The sequence below is a fragment of the Domibacillus indicus genome, assembly GCF_000970685.1.
GTDB lineage: Bacteria > Bacillota > Bacilli > Bacillales > Domibacillaceae > Domibacillus > Domibacillus indicus.
Genome location: NZ_LAJB01000008.1, coordinates 57,708 through 77,068 on the forward strand (window position 1 = coordinate 57,708; position 19,361 = coordinate 77,068).

16 protein-coding genes are annotated in these 19,361 nt (G+C 47.3%); 5 read left to right on the forward strand and 11 right to left on the reverse strand.

What is annotated here, in order from left to right:
* The first annotated feature begins 10 nt into the window (after positions 1–10).
* Positions 11–3,667: an urea carboxylase gene (gene uca, locus VP98_RS11680; protein ID WP_046175570.1), complete on the forward strand. Its 3,657-nt coding sequence runs from the start codon at positions 11–13 to the stop codon at positions 3,665–3,667.
* A complete protein-coding gene (atzF, locus tag VP98_RS11685; RefSeq protein ID WP_046175571.1) occupies positions 3,627–5,372 on the forward strand; it encodes an allophanate hydrolase in 1,746 nt (581 codons plus the stop codon). Before uca ends, atzF begins: the two co-directional genes overlap by 41 nt.
* Before the next feature lie 106 nt (positions 5,373–5,478).
* Here atzF and VP98_RS11690 read toward each other — a convergent pair whose 3' ends face one another.
* On the reverse strand, positions 5,479–5,910 hold the full coding sequence (locus tag VP98_RS11690) for a DnaD domain protein (RefSeq protein ID WP_046175572.1): 432 nt from the start codon (positions 5,908–5,910) through the stop codon (positions 5,479–5,481).
* A gap of 165 nt (positions 5,911–6,075) precedes the next feature.
* Between VP98_RS11690 and VP98_RS11695 the strand changes: the two genes are divergently transcribed.
* Complete coding sequence (locus VP98_RS11695) at positions 6,076–6,375, forward strand: hypothetical protein (RefSeq protein ID WP_046175573.1); 300 nt, start codon at positions 6,076–6,078, stop codon at positions 6,373–6,375.
* A gap of 52 nt (positions 6,376–6,427) precedes the next feature.
* Here the strand turns inward: VP98_RS11695 and gntK are convergent, their stop codons facing one another.
* The 8 genes from gntK to VP98_RS11740 form a co-directional block, all read right to left on the reverse strand.
* Entirely contained in the window at positions 6,428–7,975 is a 1,548-nt protein-coding gene (gntK, locus tag VP98_RS11700; protein WP_197076590.1) for a gluconokinase, read from the reverse strand.
* Positions 7,976–7,990: 15 nt separating this feature from the next.
* A complete protein-coding gene (locus VP98_RS11705; protein ID WP_046175575.1) occupies positions 7,991–9,337 on the reverse strand; it encodes a GntP family permease in 1,347 nt (448 codons plus the stop codon).
* Positions 9,338–10,143: 806 nt separating this feature from the next.
* Entirely contained in the window at positions 10,144–10,770 is a 627-nt protein-coding gene (locus VP98_RS11715; protein WP_046175607.1) for a LysE family translocator, read from the reverse strand.
* Positions 10,771–10,941: 171 nt separating this feature from the next.
* A complete protein-coding gene (locus tag VP98_RS11720) occupies positions 10,942–11,661 on the reverse strand; it encodes a YebC/PmpR family DNA-binding transcriptional regulator (protein WP_046175577.1) in 720 nt (239 codons plus the stop codon).
* A gap of 71 nt (positions 11,662–11,732) precedes the next feature.
* Positions 11,733–12,518 carry an enoyl-CoA hydratase gene (locus VP98_RS11725; RefSeq protein ID WP_046175578.1) on the reverse strand — a complete coding sequence of 262 codons (786 nt, stop codon included), beginning with the start codon at positions 12,516–12,518 and terminating at the stop codon, positions 11,733–11,735.
* A gap of 199 nt (positions 12,519–12,717) precedes the next feature.
* Positions 12,718–13,749: an NADH:flavin oxidoreductase/NADH oxidase gene (locus VP98_RS11730; protein ID WP_046175579.1), complete on the reverse strand. Its 1,032-nt coding sequence runs from the start codon at positions 13,747–13,749 to the stop codon at positions 12,718–12,720.
* Between the two features lie 130 nt (positions 13,750–13,879).
* Positions 13,880–14,323: a MarR family winged helix-turn-helix transcriptional regulator gene (locus VP98_RS11735; protein WP_046175580.1), complete on the reverse strand. Its 444-nt coding sequence runs from the start codon at positions 14,321–14,323 to the stop codon at positions 13,880–13,882.
* A 311-nt stretch (positions 14,324–14,634) separates the two neighbouring features.
* Positions 14,635–15,981: a GntT/GntP/DsdX family permease gene (locus VP98_RS11740; protein ID WP_046175581.1), complete on the reverse strand. Its 1,347-nt coding sequence runs from the start codon at positions 15,979–15,981 to the stop codon at positions 14,635–14,637.
* 153 nt (positions 15,982–16,134) lie between these two features.
* Between VP98_RS11740 and VP98_RS11745 the strand changes: the two genes are divergently transcribed.
* A complete protein-coding gene (locus tag VP98_RS11745) occupies positions 16,135–16,971 on the forward strand; it encodes a MurR/RpiR family transcriptional regulator (protein ID WP_046175582.1) in 837 nt (278 codons plus the stop codon).
* A gap of 236 nt (positions 16,972–17,207) precedes the next feature.
* On the opposite strand, the gene VP98_RS11755 is transcribed toward VP98_RS11745, so the two are convergent.
* Positions 17,208–17,525, reverse strand: coding sequence for a thioredoxin family protein (locus VP98_RS11755; RefSeq protein WP_046175584.1), 318 nt, complete (start codon positions 17,523–17,525; stop codon positions 17,208–17,210).
* 194 nt (positions 17,526–17,719) lie between these two features.
* The gene (gene ypfJ / locus VP98_RS11760; protein WP_046175585.1) at positions 17,720–18,550 is read right to left on the reverse strand and encodes a KPN_02809 family neutral zinc metallopeptidase; all 831 of its coding nucleotides are present in this window, start codon (positions 18,548–18,550) and stop codon (positions 17,720–17,722) included.
* Between the two features lie 213 nt (positions 18,551–18,763).
* On the opposite strand from ypfJ, the gene VP98_RS11765 reads away from it, so the two are divergent.
* Positions 18,764–19,345 carry an LOG family protein gene (locus tag VP98_RS11765; protein WP_046175586.1) on the forward strand — a complete coding sequence of 194 codons (582 nt, stop codon included), beginning with the start codon at positions 18,764–18,766 and terminating at the stop codon, positions 19,343–19,345.
* The last annotated feature ends 16 nt before the right edge of the window (positions 19,346–19,361 follow it).

The following is a 19,361-nucleotide window of genomic DNA, read 5'->3' on the forward strand; positions in this document are numbered from 1 at the left end:
AGCGATCACTATGTTTACAAAAGTATTAATAGCCAACCGCGGAGCCATCGCAGTCCGCATTGAGCGCACGCTTCGCCGTATGGGAATCGCTTCTGTTGCTGTATACACAAAAGCCGATCAAGACAGTCTCCATGTCGACCTGGCAGATGAAGCGGTTTTAATTGGCGAAGGTGCGGCGAAAGACAGCTACTTAAATGCCAAGCTTATTTTAAAAACCGCGATTGAAATAGGTGCCGAGGCGATTCATCCCGGATACGGATTTTTAAGTGAAAATGCAGACTTTGCCCGTGCCTGCCGCGAAAACGGCATTGTGTTTATCGGCCCGACGCCGGAGCAGATGGAAGTGTTCGGCTTAAAGCATTCCGCCCGCGAAATGGCAGCAAAAGCGAATGTTCCGCTTTTACCTGGAACCCCGCTGATTACCGATCTTGAGACAGCTTTGTCAGAAGCAGCGCGAATCGGTTACCCGGTTATGCTGAAAAGCACAGCGGGAGGCGGCGGCATCGGCATGCGTGTCTGCGCCGATGAAACAGCGCTTCAAGAAGCATTTCATTCGGTCTGCCGGCTGGCTGAAACAAATTTCAACAATGGCGGCGTGTTTTTAGAGAAATATATTCAAAAAGCCCGCCACGTGGAAGTGCAGATTTTCGGCAGCCAGTTTGGCGAAGTCGCGGCCCTCGGTGAACGGGACTGCTCGATTCAGCGGCGCAATCAAAAAGTTGTAGAAGAAAGCCCGGCTCCCCTTCTTTCTTCTTCTGTTCGGGGGCATATGCTTGCCTCTGCAAAGCGCCTTGCGGAAGAAGTCGGCTACCGGAGTGCCGGCACAGTTGAATTCCTGTATGACCCGGAAGCGGAAGAATTTTATTTTCTTGAAGTCAACACCCGCCTTCAAGTAGAGCACGGTGTAACAGAAGAAGTACTGGGCATCGATTTAGTCGAGTGGATGGTTCGTGAAGCAGCTGGTGAATTGCGCGGGCTTGACCAATTGTACGAAGCACCAAAAGGACACAGCATTCAGGCACGCATTTATGCAGAAGACTGCTTAAATGCTTTCCGCCCAAGCGGCGGCCAGCTGGATAAAGTTCAATTCTCTGACCGGGCCCGGATTGAAACGTGGGTACGGGACGGTCTGAACGTTACCTCTCTTTATGATCCGATGCTGGCTAAAATTATTGTTCATGGCGAAACACGCGAGGAAGCAATTAACAAGCTGTCTGACGCGTTAAACGAAACACGCCTTTACGGAGTAACAACAAACCTGCAATACATTCAAGCACTTTTACAGGAGGAGAACTGCCGAAGCGGGCTCGTCCATACACGTATGCTGGAGAACTTCACGCCGGCTGAGCGGGCGATTGAAGTGCTGGATGGCGGCATTCAAACAACCGTGCAAGACTGGCCGGGACGTATCGGCCACTGGGATGTCGGTGTTCCTCCATGCGGACCGATGGACCCTTTTTCGTTCCGAATCGGCAACAAGCTGTTAGGAAACGGCGATCGGGCGGCAGGACTTGAGCTGACATTGCGCGGCGGCTCCTATCGCTTTCGGGGCGACACTGCTTTTTGTTTAACCGGAGCAGATATGAATGCTGTTCTTGATGAAGAAGCTGTGCCGATGTACAGCGTGATACAGGCAAAAAGCGGGCAGGTGATTACATTCGGTGAAGCAGCCAGAGGCATGCGGACTTATCTCCTCATAGCAGGCGGTTTGGATATGCCGCTGCACCTTGGCAGCGCTGCAACCTTTACACTGGGCGGCTTCGGCGGACATGGCGGCCGCGCCCTTCGCACCGGTGATGTCCTCCAGGTACATGCAGCTGATGCTCCTGCTGCTGCCGCGCTTGCTGCAGAAGAACAGCCAGTTTTAACGAAAGAATGGACAATCGGAGTTATTCCCGGTCCTCACTGCACAAATGAATTTTTACTGCCAGAATATTTGAACCAGCTGACCGAAACAAGCTGGGAGGTTCACTTTAACAGCTCCCGCACCGGCGTCCGCTTAATCGGGCCGGCTCCACTTTGGACACGTGAAGATGGTGGTGAAGCAGGACTTCATCCTTCAAATATTCACGATAATGCGTACGCCATTGGAACGCTTGATTTAACGGGTGATATGCCGATTTTACTCGGACCGGACGGGCCGAGTCTTGGCGGCTTTGTCTGCCCTGTCACCACTGCTTCCGCCGAGTTTTGGAAAATCGGCCAGCTTCACGCTGGCGACCGCATTCGTTTTCAGCTGCTGACGCTGGAAGAAGCAGAATCACTGCGTCAAAAGCAGGAATGTCATTTGAGCGCTATTGGTTCGGGCAGTACTGATTATTCACTTCCAGTTCTGCCGGCAGAAGCAGCGAAATTGTCAGCTGATTATCCCGTTTTTATTGAGCAGTCAAAGAGCCGCTTCCCGATGACAATCCGCGCGGCAGGTGATGAGCATGTACTGATTGAGTACGGCGATATGGAGCTGGATCTTCCGCTCCGGTTCCAGGTACATGCGCTGATGGAAGCTATTCAGGCACGGACAGATCTTCCTGTGCTGGACTTAACACCGGGTATTCGCTCCCTGCAAATTCATATTGACGCATCGAAAATGTCCATTACGGAACTTTTCGAGGTTATTGCTTCAATTGATGAAAGCCTGCCGCCACTGGAAGAAATCGAAGTACCATCGCGCATTGTCCGCCTACCGCTTTCATGGAATGATCCGGCCACGCAGCTGGCGATTGACCGCTACCAGCAAAATGTCCGTCCTGATGCACCCTGGTGCCCAAGCAATCTGGAATTTATCCGCCGGGTTAATGGATTGAACGAAATTGAAGATGTCAAACGTATTGTCTTTGATGCCAACTACCTTGTTCTCGGTCTTGGTGATGTATATCTAGGCGCGCCTGTAGCAACACCGGTAGACCCGCGCCACCGCCTTGTCACAACGAAATACAATCCGGCCCGCACGTGGACACCGGAAAATGCCGTTGGAATAGGCGGCGCGTATATGTGCGTGTACGGCATGGAAGGACCAGGCGGCTACCAGTTTGTCGGCCGCACGGTTCAAGTATGGAACCGGCTTCGTGAAACGGAAAGCTTCAAGGCTGGCAAGCCATGGCTGCTACGCTTTTTTGACCAGATTCAATTTTATCCGGTCAGCGCCGATGAGCTGCTGCAAATGCGTGAGGACTTCCTGCGTGGACGATTTGAAGTCGATATTACGGAAACAACTTTTAAACTCGGTGAATATCTGTCTTTCCTGGATTCGATTGAAGAAAGCGCCCGGGAATTCCGTGAAACACAGCAGGCTGCTTTTCGTGCCGAGCGGGAAAGCTGGCGGGAGCTTGGCCTTGCAGAATATGTGTCAGAGCATGAAGCTGCAGAGCCGGCAGAAGAAGTTCTTTCCGAAGGAGCTGAAGCCGTCCGCTGCACAATGCCGGGAAGCGTCTGGAAGGTGCTTGTGTCACCGGGTGACGAGGTGAAAAAAGGCGATACATTAATCATTGAAGAAAGCATGAAAATGGAGTTTCCTCAAACAGCACCGAGCGACGGATTTGTTGAATCAGTTTATGTTTCACCAGGCGATGAAGTTCACGCCGGCCAGCTGATTGTCTCCATTACAAAAGAAAAGCGGGGTGTATCCGATGCAGACAATGAGCGTACCGAAAATGTTGTCCATTCGTGAGTTAACAGAGAGTTATCAGTCAGGTGCTTTGCAGCCTGAAATGGTTATGAACGAAATTATCGAGCGCGCTCAGGCGGATAAAGAGATGAATATCTGGATCACGCCGCCTTCCTGGACATTCATCCGCCCTTATGTGGAACGGTTAAAATCGATCAGCCGTGAACAAGCACCGCTGTGGGGGATTCCATTTGCCATTAAAGATAATATTGACCTTGCCGGCGTGCCGACCACTGCCGGCTGTGCAGAATTTGCTTATACGCCGGAGGAGCATGCAACAGTAGTTCAGCGCTTAATTGACGCCGGGGCTGTTCCTGTTGGAAAAACGAATTTAGATCAGTTTGCGACCGGTCTTGTCGGCACAAGAAGTCCCTACGGCGAAACAAAAAATGCCCTGAAGCCTGAATTAATAAGCGGCGGTTCAAGCTCAGGCTCTGCTGTATCAGTTGCCCGCGGCCAGGCTGCTTTCTCACTTGGCACGGACACAGCCGGGTCCGGCCGGGTGCCAGCCGGGCTCAACCGCCTTGTCGGCTATAAGCCGAGCCTCGGGGCGTGGCCGGTGAGAGGAGTTGTTCCGGCATGTGCAAGCCTTGACTGTGTGACGGTTTTTGCCAGCAGCCTGAATGATGTGGATTTGGTCGATCAAGCTGCCCGCGGCTTTGATGCTGATGATCCATGGTCAAGACCGATTAAGCGTAAGGCGGCGGCTCTTCCAAAAAAAGTATACATGCCAGATGGTCTGCCTGTTTTCTATGGCCCATTTGCTGACCAGTATAAGCATGCATGGCAGCAGGCCGCTGCAAAAATAAAGGAACTCGGTATTCCAGTTCAAACAATGGATGTCAGCTATCTGTCAGAAGCGGCGGCTCTTTTATACGACGGTCCCATGGTAGCCGAGCGATGGGCGGATTTAGGAGAATTTATTACGGAGCATGAGAATGCTGCCTTCCCGGTGACGGAAACCGTGCTGCGGTCCGGCGCAAAGCCTGAATACGACGCGGCTTCCCTTTTTAAAGCGATGCATACAATGCAGGCCTTTAAACAAAAGGCACGCCAGCAGCTGGAGGATGCGGTACTGGTTATGCCGACAGCTGGAGGCACCTGGACGCGCGGAGAGGTGCGGAAAAATCCGATTGGGACGAACAGCCAGATGGGGCTTTATACAAACCACTGCAACCTGCTTGATCTATGCGCTATTAATATTCCAGCTGAAGATGCAGCTGAAGATCTGCCGTTTGGCATCACCCTGTTTTCAGGCAACAAAGAGGAGCATTTGATCAATGGCCTGGCGGATCTTTTTCTGCACGGCCGCCGTGCTCCCGAACAAAAAACTACTGCACTCGTAGCAGTCTGCGGACTTCACATGAGAGGGTTTCCGCTTGAGAAACAAATGAAGGAACATAGTGCCCTTTTTATAAAAGAAGCCAAAACGGCACCACACTATCAGCTTGTCCGGCTGCCTGCTTCTCCAGAAAAGCCGGGCCTTATCCGGACCAATAATCCCGGCTCTTCAATCGAGCTTGAAATATGGGAAATGCCTGTTGCTGAACTGGGCTCTTTCGTTTCGTTAATTCCAGCTCCGCTCGGCTTTGGCACGATTGAACTCGAAGATGGAACGCATGTGCAGGGCTTTCTTTGTGAGGCGAGTGCTGCCAGAGACAGCGAGGATATTTCTTCATTTGGAGGATGGAAATACGCGCAGGGTTGAAAAAAGAGGCTCTGTTTTTCCATACTGTAGAAAAAGGGGCTGTTAACGCCCCTTTTTTGCTTCAAAGAAAAACGGCTGATCAGCCAGCCGTTTCAAAAAATCCTTTTTAACGAGAAAAAAGCTCCCGTATATACGCTCCAAGCTGCTCGTCGCTTAAATTGCTGCTTGCTGCCCCGCGAATCATATCAACCGTAATATCCGTCTTTTTTTGCAGGTGAAGAATATCAGTCATCCAGAGCGTTTTGTATTTTTTATGTTCTTTTTTTACAAGCTCCATTGCCTGCTCAGCCGTTTTTACGTTCATTCTGCTCCAATGCATCGCAATTTTAAAAAGTGATGGATGGCTTAATGACAAGGAGGCCAGCAATATATACTGTACAAGCACATTTATAACTTCATCCGGCAGATTATATCGTTTGCTTAAATCTGTTATAACCGTCATATCCATCTTCGAGACAGATTGCTCCCCCGTTGTATGCATAATCATCTGCCGGGGATGAATGCTTTTAAAATAAGCAGCAGCACTCTGGCTGGCCATAAAAAAGACCCTCCTTTTATTAAAAGAATAATTATCTTTTTTTCTTTCCCTTCCCGCTTGCTTCTAAAGCATTATTTTTATGAAAAATGTTTTATTTTCTTAAATGATGGCTAATGTTAGGAGGAAACAGCCAGCATTTAAACCAAAAGAAGAGAGGTTTTTTATATGAATACAGCACGTGATCTTCATTACACGGATGAAATGGTTGAAGAAACAGGGACGTATATTTGCGAAGCCGGAAAAAGAGCCGATCTGGAAAAAGGAGAACAGTTTCCGGTTTGCCCAACGAAAAACCAGCCGACAACATGGCGCCATGCTGATCATGTGCATAATACAGGTGACCAGGTCACGGAAGCAGGAACATATATAGATACAAATGGCGGCCGAATAGATCTGGCGCCGGGTGATACATTCCCTTCCTGTCTGCAGTCCGGCAAGTCTACACAATGGAAACATATGCAGTAAACTAAACTGTCTCACTGGCTGAGACAGTTTTTTAATAGCAAAAAAGCTGTCCTTATTTTAAGGACAGCCCGCGCTGAAAATCAGCAATCACTTTATACTCCGGCTCCAGCAGCCGGGCGATACGAATAAAAGAAGGAATTAATTCGCGATAAACGCTGCTGTTCGCTTTGTCTGGCACGTGTTCAAAGACAGTGCCGCCGGCATCCGCTGCCGCATCAAGCGAGTCAATCTCTCCAAGCTCATATAATCCCAGCAGGACCGCTCCAAAGCAGGAGCTTTCAAAGCTTTCCGGTACAATTACCGGGTGGTCAAATACATCCGCCATCATTTGCCGCCAAAAATCAGACTGTGCAAAGCCGCCGGTTGCCAGAATCCGCTGCGGCTCGCCGGTCAGCTCCTCAAGTGCCAGAAGGACTGTATATAAATTATATAAGATGCCTTCAAGCACCGAGCGGATCATATGCTCTTTTTTGTGATGAAGAGCCAGTCCAAAAAATGAACCTCGTGCATCCGCATTCCAAAGAGGTGCCCGTTCACCTGAGAAATATGGGTGGAAAAGAAGCCCTTCGCTTCCTGCTGGAACGCGTGCGGCAACTTCTGTCAGCACATCATATGGATCTTTTCCGAGGCGTCTGGCCGCTTCTGTTTCGGCGGCACCGAGTTCATCACGGACCCAGCGGAAAATCATGCCGCCATTATTCACCGGGCCGCCGATTACCCAGTGATCTTTCGTCAGTGCATAGCAGAAGATACGGCCTTTCGGATCGGTAACCGGCTTACTGGTGACAGCCCGGATGGCTCCGCTTGTCCCGATCGTTACCGCTACATCTCCTTGCTTAATGGCGCCTGTTCCTAAATTTGAAAGCACACCATCGCTCGCTCCAATCACAACCGGTATATCAAACCGGACTCCTGCTTCCACAGCAAAGCCTGGCGCCATGCCGCGGACTACATGAGTGGTAGAAACAGGCTTCGACAAACGTTCTGTGTCAATACCAGCGACCCGGAGTGCTTCTTTATCCCAGTCAAGCGTATTCAGATTGAACAAGCCGGTTGCTGAGGCAATTGAGTAGTCAATTACATATTCACCGAAAAGACGGTAAAAAACATATTCTTTAATTGAGATAAATTTCGCTGTCTGCCGGAAAAGATCCGGGAATTCCTCACGAAGCCAAATAATTTTTGACAAAGGCGCCATTGGATGAATAGGTGTACCGGTCCTCATATAAATTTCATGGCCGTTCCATTCATTTTTAAGCTTTTCCGTCCATTTTGTGCTTCGGCTGTCGGCCCACGTAATAGAAGGCGTCAGCGGCCGCCCTTCCGAGTCTGCTGCGATAAGGCTGTGCATGGCGGATGAAAAAGATAGAAAGCCGATGTCTTCTTCCCGAATACCGCTTTCTTCTATACACGTGCGGATTGACGCCAACACAGCCCGAAAAATAACGTCGGGGTCCTGCTCAGCTGCAGAAGGCTCCGGCGTATGAAGCGGATATTCCACTCCGGCCCGGTAAACAAATGTACCGTCTTTTTGAAAGATTACGGCTTTCGTACTCGTTGTGCCGATATCAATCCCCATCGCATATAAAAATCCCATCATCCATTCATCCTTTCCTTAGTAACCAATAATCATGCCAATAATAAATACAACGATAAAGCCAACAAGCCCAATCAATGTTTCCATTACTGTCCAGGATTTCAGTGTATCCTTTACATCCAATCCAAAATAACGGTTCACCAGCCAGAACCCTGAATCGTTTACGTGCGAAACAACAGTGGCTCCACCGGCGATAGCAATTACCATCAGTCCTAGAAATGGTCCTTCAATATGAAGCATTTCAATTAGCGGTGCCATTAATCCGGCAGCAGTCACCATGGAAACGGTCGCTGAGCCCTGAGCCACCCGTACAGCTGCGGCGATTAAAAAAGCCAGCAAAAGCGGCGGCAGCGGCGAACCTGCCATCATATTCCCCAGCACTTCCCCAACACCTGAATCAATTAATATCTGCTTAAATACACCGCCTGCGCCTGTTACAAGAATAATAATACCCGCCGGCTCAAGCGATTTTGTCGCGATATCCTGAACTTCCTGGCGTGTGTAGCCACGTCTTGTGCCTAAAAACGTAAATGCTGCCAATGTAGCAATCGTTAGTGCCACAAATGGGTGGCCCAGAAAAGTCAGGATCGAACGAAGCAGATTGCCTTCTTCTAATAATACACCTGAAACCGTATTCAGCAAAATCAAGACAAGCGGAATCATGATTAATGAAGCAATTAATCCAAAACCGGGAAGATCCTTATCATACTCTTTTTCCTCTACATTCATGTAATCCGGCACTGTAACATGGATACGCTTTGCAATATAGCGGCCGAATAAAGGCCCTGCGATAATCATTGCCGGAAGACCCGCGATAGCTCCAAATAAGATAACCCAGCCCAGGTCGGCACCGATTAAATCCGCAACCGCAATCGGCCCCGGTGTCGGCGGGATAAAGCTGTGTGTAACAGCCAGGCCAGCCAAAAGCGGAATGCCATAGTACAGGAGAGAACGTCCTGTTTTTTTCGCTAACCCATATACAATTGGCACTAAAATAATAAAACCGACATCAAAAAATACTGGAATGGCTACAAGAAAGCCGGTAATGCCAAGCGCCCACTGGGCTTTATCCTGGCCAAACTTCTTTATCATGGTCTGGGCCAGCCGTTCGGCACCGCCGGACACTTCAAGCATCTGGCCAAACATAGCACCAAGCCCGACAACAACGGCTACAAACCCAAGTGTACCGCCCATTCCATTTTGAATAGAAGTGACTACTTCTTCAAGCGGCATGCCTGCAAGCACACCGACAATTAAACTGACAAGCAGCAAGGCTACGAACGCATGGAGCTTTGTCCGAATAACTAAAAACAAGAGAGCGAAAATACCTGCCATTGCTATTAAAATTAACATTGAATCTGACATAGAAGTGGCCTCCTCTTTATATTCTATGATTCTCGACGTTAAAGACACCGCTTTCAAATACAGTAGTGCGGAAAATATTTTTTGTGACTTTAAGTATTCGTCGAAATTTTTTCCTTGTGTGGCGATTATATAAAATATTTTTCCTTACTGCAACCCCTTACAAAAAATTTTTTTCCTAAATAAAAAACTGTTTTTATGCAAACACACAAAAACAGTCATAGTGTTGAAAAAAGAAGTCGTCAAAAAGATAGTCCGTTTTCAAGCTAAAATCCTCTTTCTTTTATGGGCTGGAAACAGACTGCTTCCTTTTAAACGCAGTATCAGGGACTGCAGTCTGCCGCCCGTTGTATTTCTAAAAAAGCGGCATAAAAAAGCCTATTTGTTCCTATCCTTCTCATTAGGAAAAGAATATGAACCGGGCATTACCGGCTGAATTTCCCTCCTCGCCAGGGCGGCAGGTGCAGGGCACATACTTCTGCGGGATTGGCAGGAAGCTGCTGAAAAAGTATTGGGATTAAATAGTTAACAGTAATTTTTATCCATATATTGAAACTAAAAGAAGCTGACTATCTACATACAGTAGGCAGTCAGCTTCTTTTTTCTTTAAATGGACTTTTTCAGCAGTCTCGACTGGCAGAGTTCCCGCTTTGCCGCGCTCACCGGATGCCCCGCGAAAAGCCGCGCCCGGCAGATGCCGCCTTTTCTACGCCCGGGCCAAGCTCAGCTTGCTGAAGGCCCGGACGTTCACTAATAGGGTGTATTTAATCGACAGGAGATATAGACAGTATCTTATTTAAACAGTTTTTTTACCTCCCTTGAAAAACAACTTTAAATCCGAGGCCAATATAAATGGCTCCAATAAATTTACTGCCGCCCCGGTTAAGCCAGGAAATATTTTTTATCCACTGGCTGATTGGGCCGATCACGAGGGCAATCAGCGTTGTATAAACAATACCAAGCAGCACAAAAATAGCTCCAAGCGTGAAAAACTGAAAAATAGAGGCACCTCGTGAAGGATCAATGAACTGTGGCAAAAAAGCAAGAAAAAACAGCGCTGTTTTTGGATTCAGTATTTCAGCCAAAATGGCCTGGCTGAATATACGGCTTGCCGATGCGGATGACGCTTTCTCCATTTCCCTGCCCGATGCTTTGGCAAATAAAGCTCGAATGCCCATGTAAAATAAATAAATGGCACCTGCCAATTTAACAATATTAAATGCAGAAGCAGATGTCATTAAAATAGCGGACAGGCCGACTGCTGCAAAAAGAGTATGGATAAAATCGCCGGCTGCAAGACCGAGGCCGGTAATAACTCCTGCTTTTCGTCCATTTTGAATGGTTTGTGCCGCTGTTAATAACACAGCCGGACCCGGAATTAAAAAAAGACCGATTACCACTGCCGTAAATGTTAGTAAGGTAGAAATCTCAAACATGCCCTGTCCCCGCATTCTACTGATAATAAAAAGCTCTGCTTTGATCATAGCAGGTGCACCCTAAAATAATCCAGTTTATCTTGCTAAAGGATTTAGCCAAATAAAAAAGCGGCCGGCAGCCGCTTTTTGCTTATCATATATTTATACTTCCACTCACGTACGCTGGAAAAGTTATTCACCCAGGTCAACGTTATGGTAAACCTGCTGAACATCTTCCAGATCTTCAAGTGCATCAATCATTTTTTCAAATTGCTCCTGATCTTCCTCGGACAGTGTCACATCATTCTGTGCAAGCATTGTTAATTCTGCGATTGTAAATTCCGTTACACCGGCTTCTTTCAATGCTTCCTGAACGGCATGAAATTGATCCGGTTCCGCATATATAATGACAGACTCTTCTTCCTCAAGCACGTCACGCACATCGATATCCGCTTCCATTAAGAGTTCCAGCACCTCGTCTGCCGTTTTTCCTTCAAGACCGAAAACCGCCGTTGCATCGAACATATATGCAACCGAGCCGCTGACACCCATATTCCCGCCATTTTTTCCAAAGGCGGCACGCACATCAGATGCTGTCCGGTTTACATTATTCGTTAATGCGTCAACGATTACCATCGAGCCGCTTGGCCCAAACCCTTCATAGCGAAGCTCATCATAGCTTTCTTCTGCGCCGCCTTTTGCTTTTTCAATTGCCCGGTCAACAATGGTTTTAGGCACGCTGTACGTTTTGGCACGCTCAAGCACCATGCGGAGCGCCTGGTTGCTTTCCGGATTTGGTTCGCCCTGTTTTGCCGCTACATAAATTTCACGCCCGAACTTCGCATAAATACGGCTTGTATTTGCGTCTTTAGACGCTTTTTTTTCTTTAATATTATTCCATTTACGTCCCACAATGAACACTCGCTTTCATTTTCAATCTATGTTTATTATACAATAAACGCAGAGCGCGGTACAAAGCAGGCTCATTGATCTTTGAAAGAAGCCGGGCGCTTTTCAATAAAAGCCCTGACACCTTCTCTGGCATCCTCCGTTCCAAATAAAGCGCCAAATTGGCTTGCTTCAAATTCCAGCCCTTCCTGAAGAGGCAGATCTATGCCTTTTAAAACAGAGGCTAATGCCGACTTTATTGACAGGCTGCTTTTTTGGCTGATCGCTTCAGCAAGCTCCGAGGCTTTTGAAAGAAGCTGGGCAGAATTAACCGAGTGATTTACCAGTCCAATTTCTTCTGCTTCCTTCCCGTCGATAAACCGGCCTGTTAAAATGAGCTCTAATGCTTTTGCTGTGTTTGTCAGCCGGGCAAGCCGCTGTGTCCCGCCGTAGCCGGGTATGATGCCAAGCTTTATTTCCGGAAGGCCAAGCTTTGCTTCATGCGAAGCGATCCGCATATGGCAGCTCATTGCCAGTTCCAGGCCGCCGCCAAGGCATGCTCCGTTAATCGCCGCAATGACCGGCTTTTCAAATTGCTCGATTTTTGAGCAAAGCGCCTGGCCTTTTAATGCGGCTTGTTCCGCTAGCTCTTCCTGCCCAAACAGAGAAGTAAATTCTTTTATATCAGCTCCCGCTACAAAAAATGTTCCGGCTCCAGTTAAAATAACTGCTTTTACAGAAGAGTCCTGGCGGAAATGGTCGAGGCATTGTTCCAGCTCTTGAAGCACCACTGCATTTAACGCATTTACCGGAGGATTATTAATCGTTAAAAAGGCCGTTTGCTTTTTTACTTCTACATTAATAAGCGAAAAATTCTTCATGTTTTGTCCACTCCCCTTACTAAGTAATATGCTTTTATTTTATTGTATACGAAAACGAGTGAGTATTCATTCACTTTTTAGACTTTAAGCAATTCAGCTTGCTGCCTTTTACATGCTCACTAAAGCGTTCATAAAAAAAGCGCCTGGCCTGGGAGCTTCATCAGGCCAAACGCTTTTTTGATTTAGTTTTCCACTGTCTTTATTTTCTCGGGAAGCCCATTTCATATTGCTTTGGAATTTCTGTTTCCTTTTTTAATTGAACAGCCGCTTCAAGCGTCCAATATGGATTTCTGAGCATTCCTCTGCCGACCGCAACAAGGTCTGCTTCTTCGTTTCCGATCACTGAGTTAGCCAAAACCGGATCATCCAGGCGGCCGACCGCAATAACCGGTACATCGAGCGCCCGTTTAATATCTCTTGCTAATGGCACCTGGTAAGCAGCATGTGTACCCGGCCGTCCGGCTGCTGCAATCGGCCCTTCACCGCCGGCACTGATATGGAAGATATCGACTCCAGCTGCCTGGTATTCTTTTGAAAATGCAATACTGTCCTCGATGCCATAGCCGCCTTCCACATATTCCTGCGCGGATATCCGCATAATCAGCGGCATTTCCTTTGGCATTTCACTTTTGGCAGCCTTGATTACTTCCCTGCCGAATTTTGTTAAATCTTTTCCATACTCATCTGTCCGTTTATTTGTCAGCGGTGAATGGAACTGGTGAATCAAGTAGCCGTGCGCCCCATGAAGCTCAATCGCATCGACTCCCGCTTCAACTGCACGCCGGACAGCACCACGGAATTTTTCAACCATTTCTTTTACTTCATCGGTAGATAAAGCTCTCGGGGTTTTTGAATTTTCATCAAAAGCCACAGCTGATGGCGCGACCGGCACCTCTGCATCTTCTGCTTTACGGCCGGCATGCGCAATTTGAATGGCCGCTTTTGAACCATTTTCGTGTACTGCGTCAATAACCCGCTTCAGTGCCGGCACCTGCTCATCTGACCATAGCCCTAAATCGTAATCGGTAATACGGCCATCCGGCTCTACGTCTGTCATTTCAATAATAATGAGGCCGGTGCCGCCGATGGCACGGCTGACATAGTGAAAATAATGCCAGTCATTTGCAATGCCATCTTTCGCCGTCACTGAATACTGGCACATTGGAGGCATAACAACCCGGTTTTTTAGTTCAAGGCTTTTTATCGTATAGGGAGAAAATAAATGTTTCATTTCATCCAGCTCCTTTAATATAAACTATTCAATATATGTATGCACACGCATATAAATTATCATTTGATAGTAATGGTGTCAAATAAATGGATTGGCATACAAAAAAAGCTTTCCCCAGTTGGAAAGCTTTTTAAACATCGTTCCTTTTTAACTGCTCGATTGCAGATGCCAGATCATTTTGGATGGAAGAAGCGGAAAAAGCTGTTTCAAGCGTCTCACAAAATGTTTTCAACACAGCGGCAAGCTTTGCCTCTCCTTCTTCTGTGAGTGAAGCATATATCGCACGGCGGTCATCCTCACAGCTGTGCCGCCTGACAATCTGGCAGCTTTTTTCCTCCAGCCGGTTTACGAGCCGGGATAATGCACTCTGGCTCAGGCCCACCATATTTTGAAGCTGATACAGCTTTAATTTCTTCTCCGGCGCTTCTGACAAATATAACAATACATAGCATTCGTTTAATGAAAGACGGTGCTGTTCCTGTAAAGCCTTCTCCAATTCGCCTGCAACCGCCGCCTGGACAGCAGTCAGGCCAAGCCACCCTTTAAACAGTGAAGCATTCTGTTCATTTCTCATCTGATACTCACCTATTTCCGTTTACATAATGGTTCCTATTAGAATAGTTATTTTTATTATACTGTGTTTTGGAACAAAAACGAATGCTCAGTTCTTTTGCATAAGATGGTCCAGCCACTCGTTTAATTTTCCCATTGACTGAATGTTTTCATTGCATGCAATGCCAATAGTTTTGCCTGACTTTTTATAAAATAATATTGTTCACTTCGAATAAATGGTTCCATTTCTACCACTCCATTCTCTTCGACTGTAAAAGAAGGGTCTGCCTTCGTAAATGCCAAAAACCATTAGGGGTTATTCATGATCTCTTTTTAGAAAAAAACAAGACTGACAATGAGTATAACTATAAAAGAAGTCAGAGATGTTAACGTTTCAAGCACCGTCCAGGTTTTCAGTGTGTTTTTTACGTCAAGGCCCAGATATCGGTTGATAAGCCAGAAGCCGGAGTCATTCACATGGGAAGCTATTATTCCACCCGCCGCAATTGAAATAGCAAGCAGGCCAAGCACCGGTCCTTCTAATGAAAGCGGCTCGATGATTGATGCCATTAAACCGGCCGACGTGACCATTGCCACAGTCGCCGACCCCTGCAGAATCCGAATGGCTGCCGCAATAAAATAACCTAATACAAGCGGCGGCATAGAGGACTCGGCAAGTATGCCGCCAAGCACGCTGTTTAAATCAGAATCAATCAGCACCTGCTTGAATACCCCTCCGGCACCGGTTACGAGCATAATCATGCCTGTCGGCTGAATCGCTTTGCCGGCGATCGCAAGGACATCATTTTTCGAATATCCCCGCCGAATGCCGAGAAAATAAAAAACGAGCAGTACCGACAGAAGCATCGCTGTAAACGGATGACCTGCAAAAGCAAAAAAAGCGCGGACGTTGCTTGCTTCCGTTAAAAAAGCGGCTGTCGTTGTATTCAGCAGCATAAGCAGCAGCGGGATCGCAATGATTGTGATAAGCAGGCCAAAGCCGGGCAGCTCGTCCTCATCTTCTACTCGTTCGTCAACAGGTATATAATCCGGAATGGGCACTTGAATTTTCCCCGCTATGTACGTCCCGAATAATGGTCCTGAAATGATCATGGCTGGAATCCCCGCTATCAAGCCAAATAAAATCATCCAGCCCAGGTCTGCCCCAATCAAATGGGCTACAGCAATCGGGCCAGGTGTCGGCGGAATAAGGCTGTGTGCGGCAGAAAGCCCGGCAAATAGCGGCAAAGCATAATAAAGGAGCGAACGGCCGCTTTTTTGTGCCAGCCGGTATACAACCGGCATTAACAGAATAAACCCGACGTCAAAGAAAACAGGAATGCCGACGAAAAAACCCGTAAAACCCAACGCCCAGGGCACACGGTGCTCGCCAAATGTCCGAATTAACGTGTGCGACAGCCGTGATGCCCCGCCTGATACATCAAGCATTTGTCCAAACATCGCTCCGAGCCCCACAATTACCGCTACAAAGCCAAGAGTTTCCCCCATCCCTTTTTGCATCGAAAAAAGAAGAGATTCTGTGGACATTCCTGTTGCAAGACCGGCAAATAAACTAACAAGAAACAGTGCAACAAAGGCATGCACCTTTAACGTAATCACAAAAAACAGCAGCAGCGTAATTGCTGCGGCAACAGTGGATAATAAATAAAATTCAGGCATACACGTGCCTCCGATTGTTTCAATTCCAGTATAGTATGTTCCTTCATTATACGGAAATTTATTTTCTCTGCAATCGTTTACAAGAAAAAATTTTCTTTTTCTTCTTATTTCAGTATAATAGAGAAAAGAACGATTTTGGCGGGGGTGAATAACATGGAGCAGCCACAGCAATGCCTGATAAGGATCCAATCCTTTTATCCGGAATTCAATGAAACAGAGAAAAAAATAGCCGATTATATTTTAACAACGCCTGAGAAAATTATGAATCAAACGATCACTCAGGTGGCGGAAGAAGTCGGTGTTGCTTCCTCGACGATTTTCCGTTTTTGCCAGCGGATGGGCTTTACCGGTTACCAAAAATTAAAAATCGCCCTCGCTTCTGAAATTGCTGCGCCGATCCGCAGCATGGTGCAGGAAAAAATCCAGGAGCAGGACAATGAACGTGCTGTGACAGAAAAGATTTTCAATACGAGTATCCGCACATTCCAGGATACGATTCAAACAATGGATTTTTCGTTGATAAAAAAAGCAGTGAATGCGATGACAGCGGCAGAAAAAGTGGAATTTTACGGTACAGGCAACTCTGGAATCGTTGCCCTTGACGCCCATCATAAATTTATCGGCTCCGGACTTTCTACGGTTGCTTATACGGATCCGTACCTACAGCGCCGTGCCGCTTCTCAGCTGTCTGAAAATGACATTGCTTTTATTATCAGCGGATCAGATGCAGCGGATGAAGCGCTGGAAGTGTTTAATGCCGCAAAAGAAGCCGGCGCTAAAACCATTGTCATGACGAATATTATGCGCACGCCGATGAATAAAAGGGCCGATATTATTCTGCGGACCATTTCAAACGGAATTGAGTCACGCACAGATGATATGTATTCCCGTATTGTTCAAATGAGCCTGATCGATGCCCTTTACACAAATATAATGAAAGCACGCAAGCCGGCGGGACCGCTTGGAAAATTTAAAAAGCTATTTGAATAAAAAAGAGGCTTTGGAGAAAGCTTCTCATGCTGTTGAAATAAGCGACTGCTTATATCTTCTCCGGGTTAAATCCAACACATTTATGAACGTTCGAGTCTCCAGCACGATGGATAAACCACGGCGCTTAGCCCGGGTGGGAACATCATCTTTTATATGTTCACGGCTTTCAAGGCAGGAATCGCCAATCCGCGCCAAAAGAAAATGGCCACTGCCTCATTAGACAGCGGCCATTACTCTTAAGCCGATAAGCTGTTCAGGAAGGATTCAATTTCTTCCTGTGTTTTGCGGTCCTTGCTGACAAAGCGGCCTGCTTCTTCTCCATTGTGGTAGGCAACAAAGCTTGGAATGCCGAATACGTTTAATTCACCGCAAAGATCAATGAATTGATCCCGGTCAACGTAGATAAATTCATACTCCGGGTAATCTGCTTCGATGCCTGGCAAAATGGGCTCAATTATCCGGCAGTCCGGGCACCAGTCTGCAGAAAACATAAAGACAACTCTTTCTTCTCTTTTCAACTGCTCAAATTGCTCTGGCGACTGTAATTTTTTCATATTTATTTCCCTCCGGCTCTTTTTATGTACAGTTTATTATACGTCTTTTTCTGTTAAAGAAAAGAGAAGAGTTTTGGGGCGGTATGTTCATTTAAAAGGCGGTATCCGGTACGCCCGGGGCGGTAAATTAGTTTTCCGCCCCGGGCATGCCAGATACCGCCCTTATTTTTCATATACCGGCTCAAACAGCATTATCATAGATCTCTCGCATTAAATGTATCCCCATTTTTTAAAGTTCCTGACTCAAATCCGCGGTAAAACCATTTTTTCCGCTGCTCCGATGTGCCGTGTGTAAAGCTGTCCGGCACAGCGTAGCCCTGTGAACGTTTTTGAATGGTATCATCTCCGACAGCACTTGCTGCAGTCAGTGCTTCTTCTACATCGCCCTCTTCAAGCAAATTCATGTCCTGCGCATGATGCGCCCAGACACCTGCATAATAATCCGCCTGAAGCTCAAGCATAACAGAATACCGGTTATATTCTTCCTGGCTTACGCGGTCCCGCATAGCATGCACTTTTTGCGATGTTCCCAGCAGCGTCTGGACATGGTGGCCCACTTCATGAGCAACAACATACGCCATCGCAAAGTCTCCCGGAGCCTGGAACTGATTTTGCAGCTCCTGATAAAAACTCAGGTCAATATACAGCTTTCGGTCTCCCGGACAGTAAAAAGGCCCAACTGCCGCTGTTGCTGTTCCGCAGGCAGAATCCACGCTTCCCGAAAACAGCACCAGCACAGGCTCTTCATATACCATTCCTTCTTCTTCAAAGACTTCTGTCCAGACATCCTCTGTGTCTGCCAGTACAACAGATACAAACTGGGCAAGCTCCTCGTCTTGTTCTGTTTCTTGATAGGGCTCATTGCTGACGGTTCCAAGCAGCTGCGACGGATCGCCGCCGAGCAGTGTAAAAATAAGAACAAAAATCAATCCCACTCCGCCAATACCACCGCCAAGAACGGCTTTGCCGCCCATGCCGCGGCGGTCTTCCACATTTGAGCTTCCTCTTCTTCCCTGCCATTTCATCGCGTTTCCTCCTCGGGCCACTTCTTGTTGTAGTAGTGTTATACCCAGCAGAGCCTTCAGTTAGACGGCAAAGAAGAAATTTCAAATAAGTCAGTTCGATAGTATATGTCAGCCGCTATATAAAAGTTATGTAAAGATGCTGTTCTGACGTTCTTTTTCAAGAAATATCACGGTATACTTTAAAGAGAATTTGAACAGAAATGAGGATGTGCAATGAGGCGGATTGCAGTTTTTTGCGGCTCAGCAAATGGAGCCTCTCTGGAGTATAAAGACGGTGCTGTGTTGCTTGGAAAAGCATTGGCGGAGCAGGGCATTGGAATTGTGTACGGCGGATCAAGCGCCGGATTGATGGGAGCGGTTGCAGACACGGTTCTTCAAGAAGGAGGAGAAGCCATTGGCGTTATTCCAACACTGCTAAAAGAACGGGAAATCGCTCATACAGGCCTGACTGAGCTGCATATTGTAGACTCCATGCATGAGCGGAAAGCAAAAATGGCAGAGCTGGCCGACGCATTTATTGTTTTGCCAGGCGGTGCCGGCACAATGGAGGAGTTTTTTGAAGTTTTTACATGGGCGCAAATCGGTCTTCACCAGAAGCCAATCGGGCTGCTGAACGTTGCTCATTATTTTGATCCGCTCGTATTCTTTATTAACCATATGACCAGCGAGCACTTTTTGCAGGAGCAGTACCGCTTAATGCTGCTGGTCGGCGCGTCAGCCGGGGAGCTGCTCAAAGCTTTCCATACGTATGAGCCGCCCGCTGTAAAAACCTATGATAGAAAAACAAAAGTATAAAAAAGAGACAGGCGGG

Coding starts and splice junctions, on each gene's coding strand:
- VP98_RS11695 (WP_046175573.1), top strand. CDS start 6,076: ATGAATACAGCACGTGATCTTCATTACACGGATGAAATGGTTGAAGAA.
- VP98_RS11745 (WP_046175582.1), top strand. CDS start 16,135: ATGGAGCAGCCACAGCAATGCCTGATAAGGATCCAATCCTTTTATCCG.
- VP98_RS11725 (WP_046175578.1), bottom strand. CDS start 12,518: ATGAAGAATTTTTCGCTTATTAATGTAGAAGTAAAAAAGCAAACGGCC.
- gntK (WP_197076590.1), bottom strand. CDS start 7,975: ATGATGGGATTTTTATATGCGATGGGGATTGATATCGGCACAACGAGT.
- uca (WP_046175570.1), top strand. CDS start 11: ATGTTTACAAAAGTATTAATAGCCAACCGCGGAGCCATCGCAGTCCGC.
- atzF (WP_046175571.1), top strand. CDS start 3,627: ATGCAGACAATGAGCGTACCGAAAATGTTGTCCATTCGTGAGTTAACA.
- ypfJ (WP_046175585.1), bottom strand. CDS start 18,550: ATGAAATGGCAGGGAAGAAGAGGAAGCTCAAATGTGGAAGACCGCCGC.
- VP98_RS11705 (WP_046175575.1), bottom strand. CDS start 9,337: ATGTCAGATTCAATGTTAATTTTAATAGCAATGGCAGGTATTTTCGCT.
- VP98_RS11715 (WP_046175607.1), bottom strand. CDS start 10,770: ATGTTTGAGATTTCTACCTTACTAACATTTACGGCAGTGGTAATCGGT.
- VP98_RS11730 (WP_046175579.1), bottom strand. CDS start 13,749: ATGAAACATTTATTTTCTCCCTATACGATAAAAAGCCTTGAACTAAAA.
- VP98_RS11690 (WP_046175572.1), bottom strand. CDS start 5,910: ATGGCCAGCCAGAGTGCTGCTGCTTATTTTAAAAGCATTCATCCCCGG.
- VP98_RS11765 (WP_046175586.1), top strand. CDS start 18,764: ATGAGGCGGATTGCAGTTTTTTGCGGCTCAGCAAATGGAGCCTCTCTG.
- VP98_RS11755 (WP_046175584.1), bottom strand. CDS start 17,525: ATGAAAAAATTACAGTCGCCAGAGCAATTTGAGCAGTTGAAAAGAGAA.
- VP98_RS11740 (WP_046175581.1), bottom strand. CDS start 15,981: ATGCCTGAATTTTATTTATTATCCACTGTTGCCGCAGCAATTACGCTG.
- VP98_RS11735 (WP_046175580.1), bottom strand. CDS start 14,323: ATGAGAAATGAACAGAATGCTTCACTGTTTAAAGGGTGGCTTGGCCTG.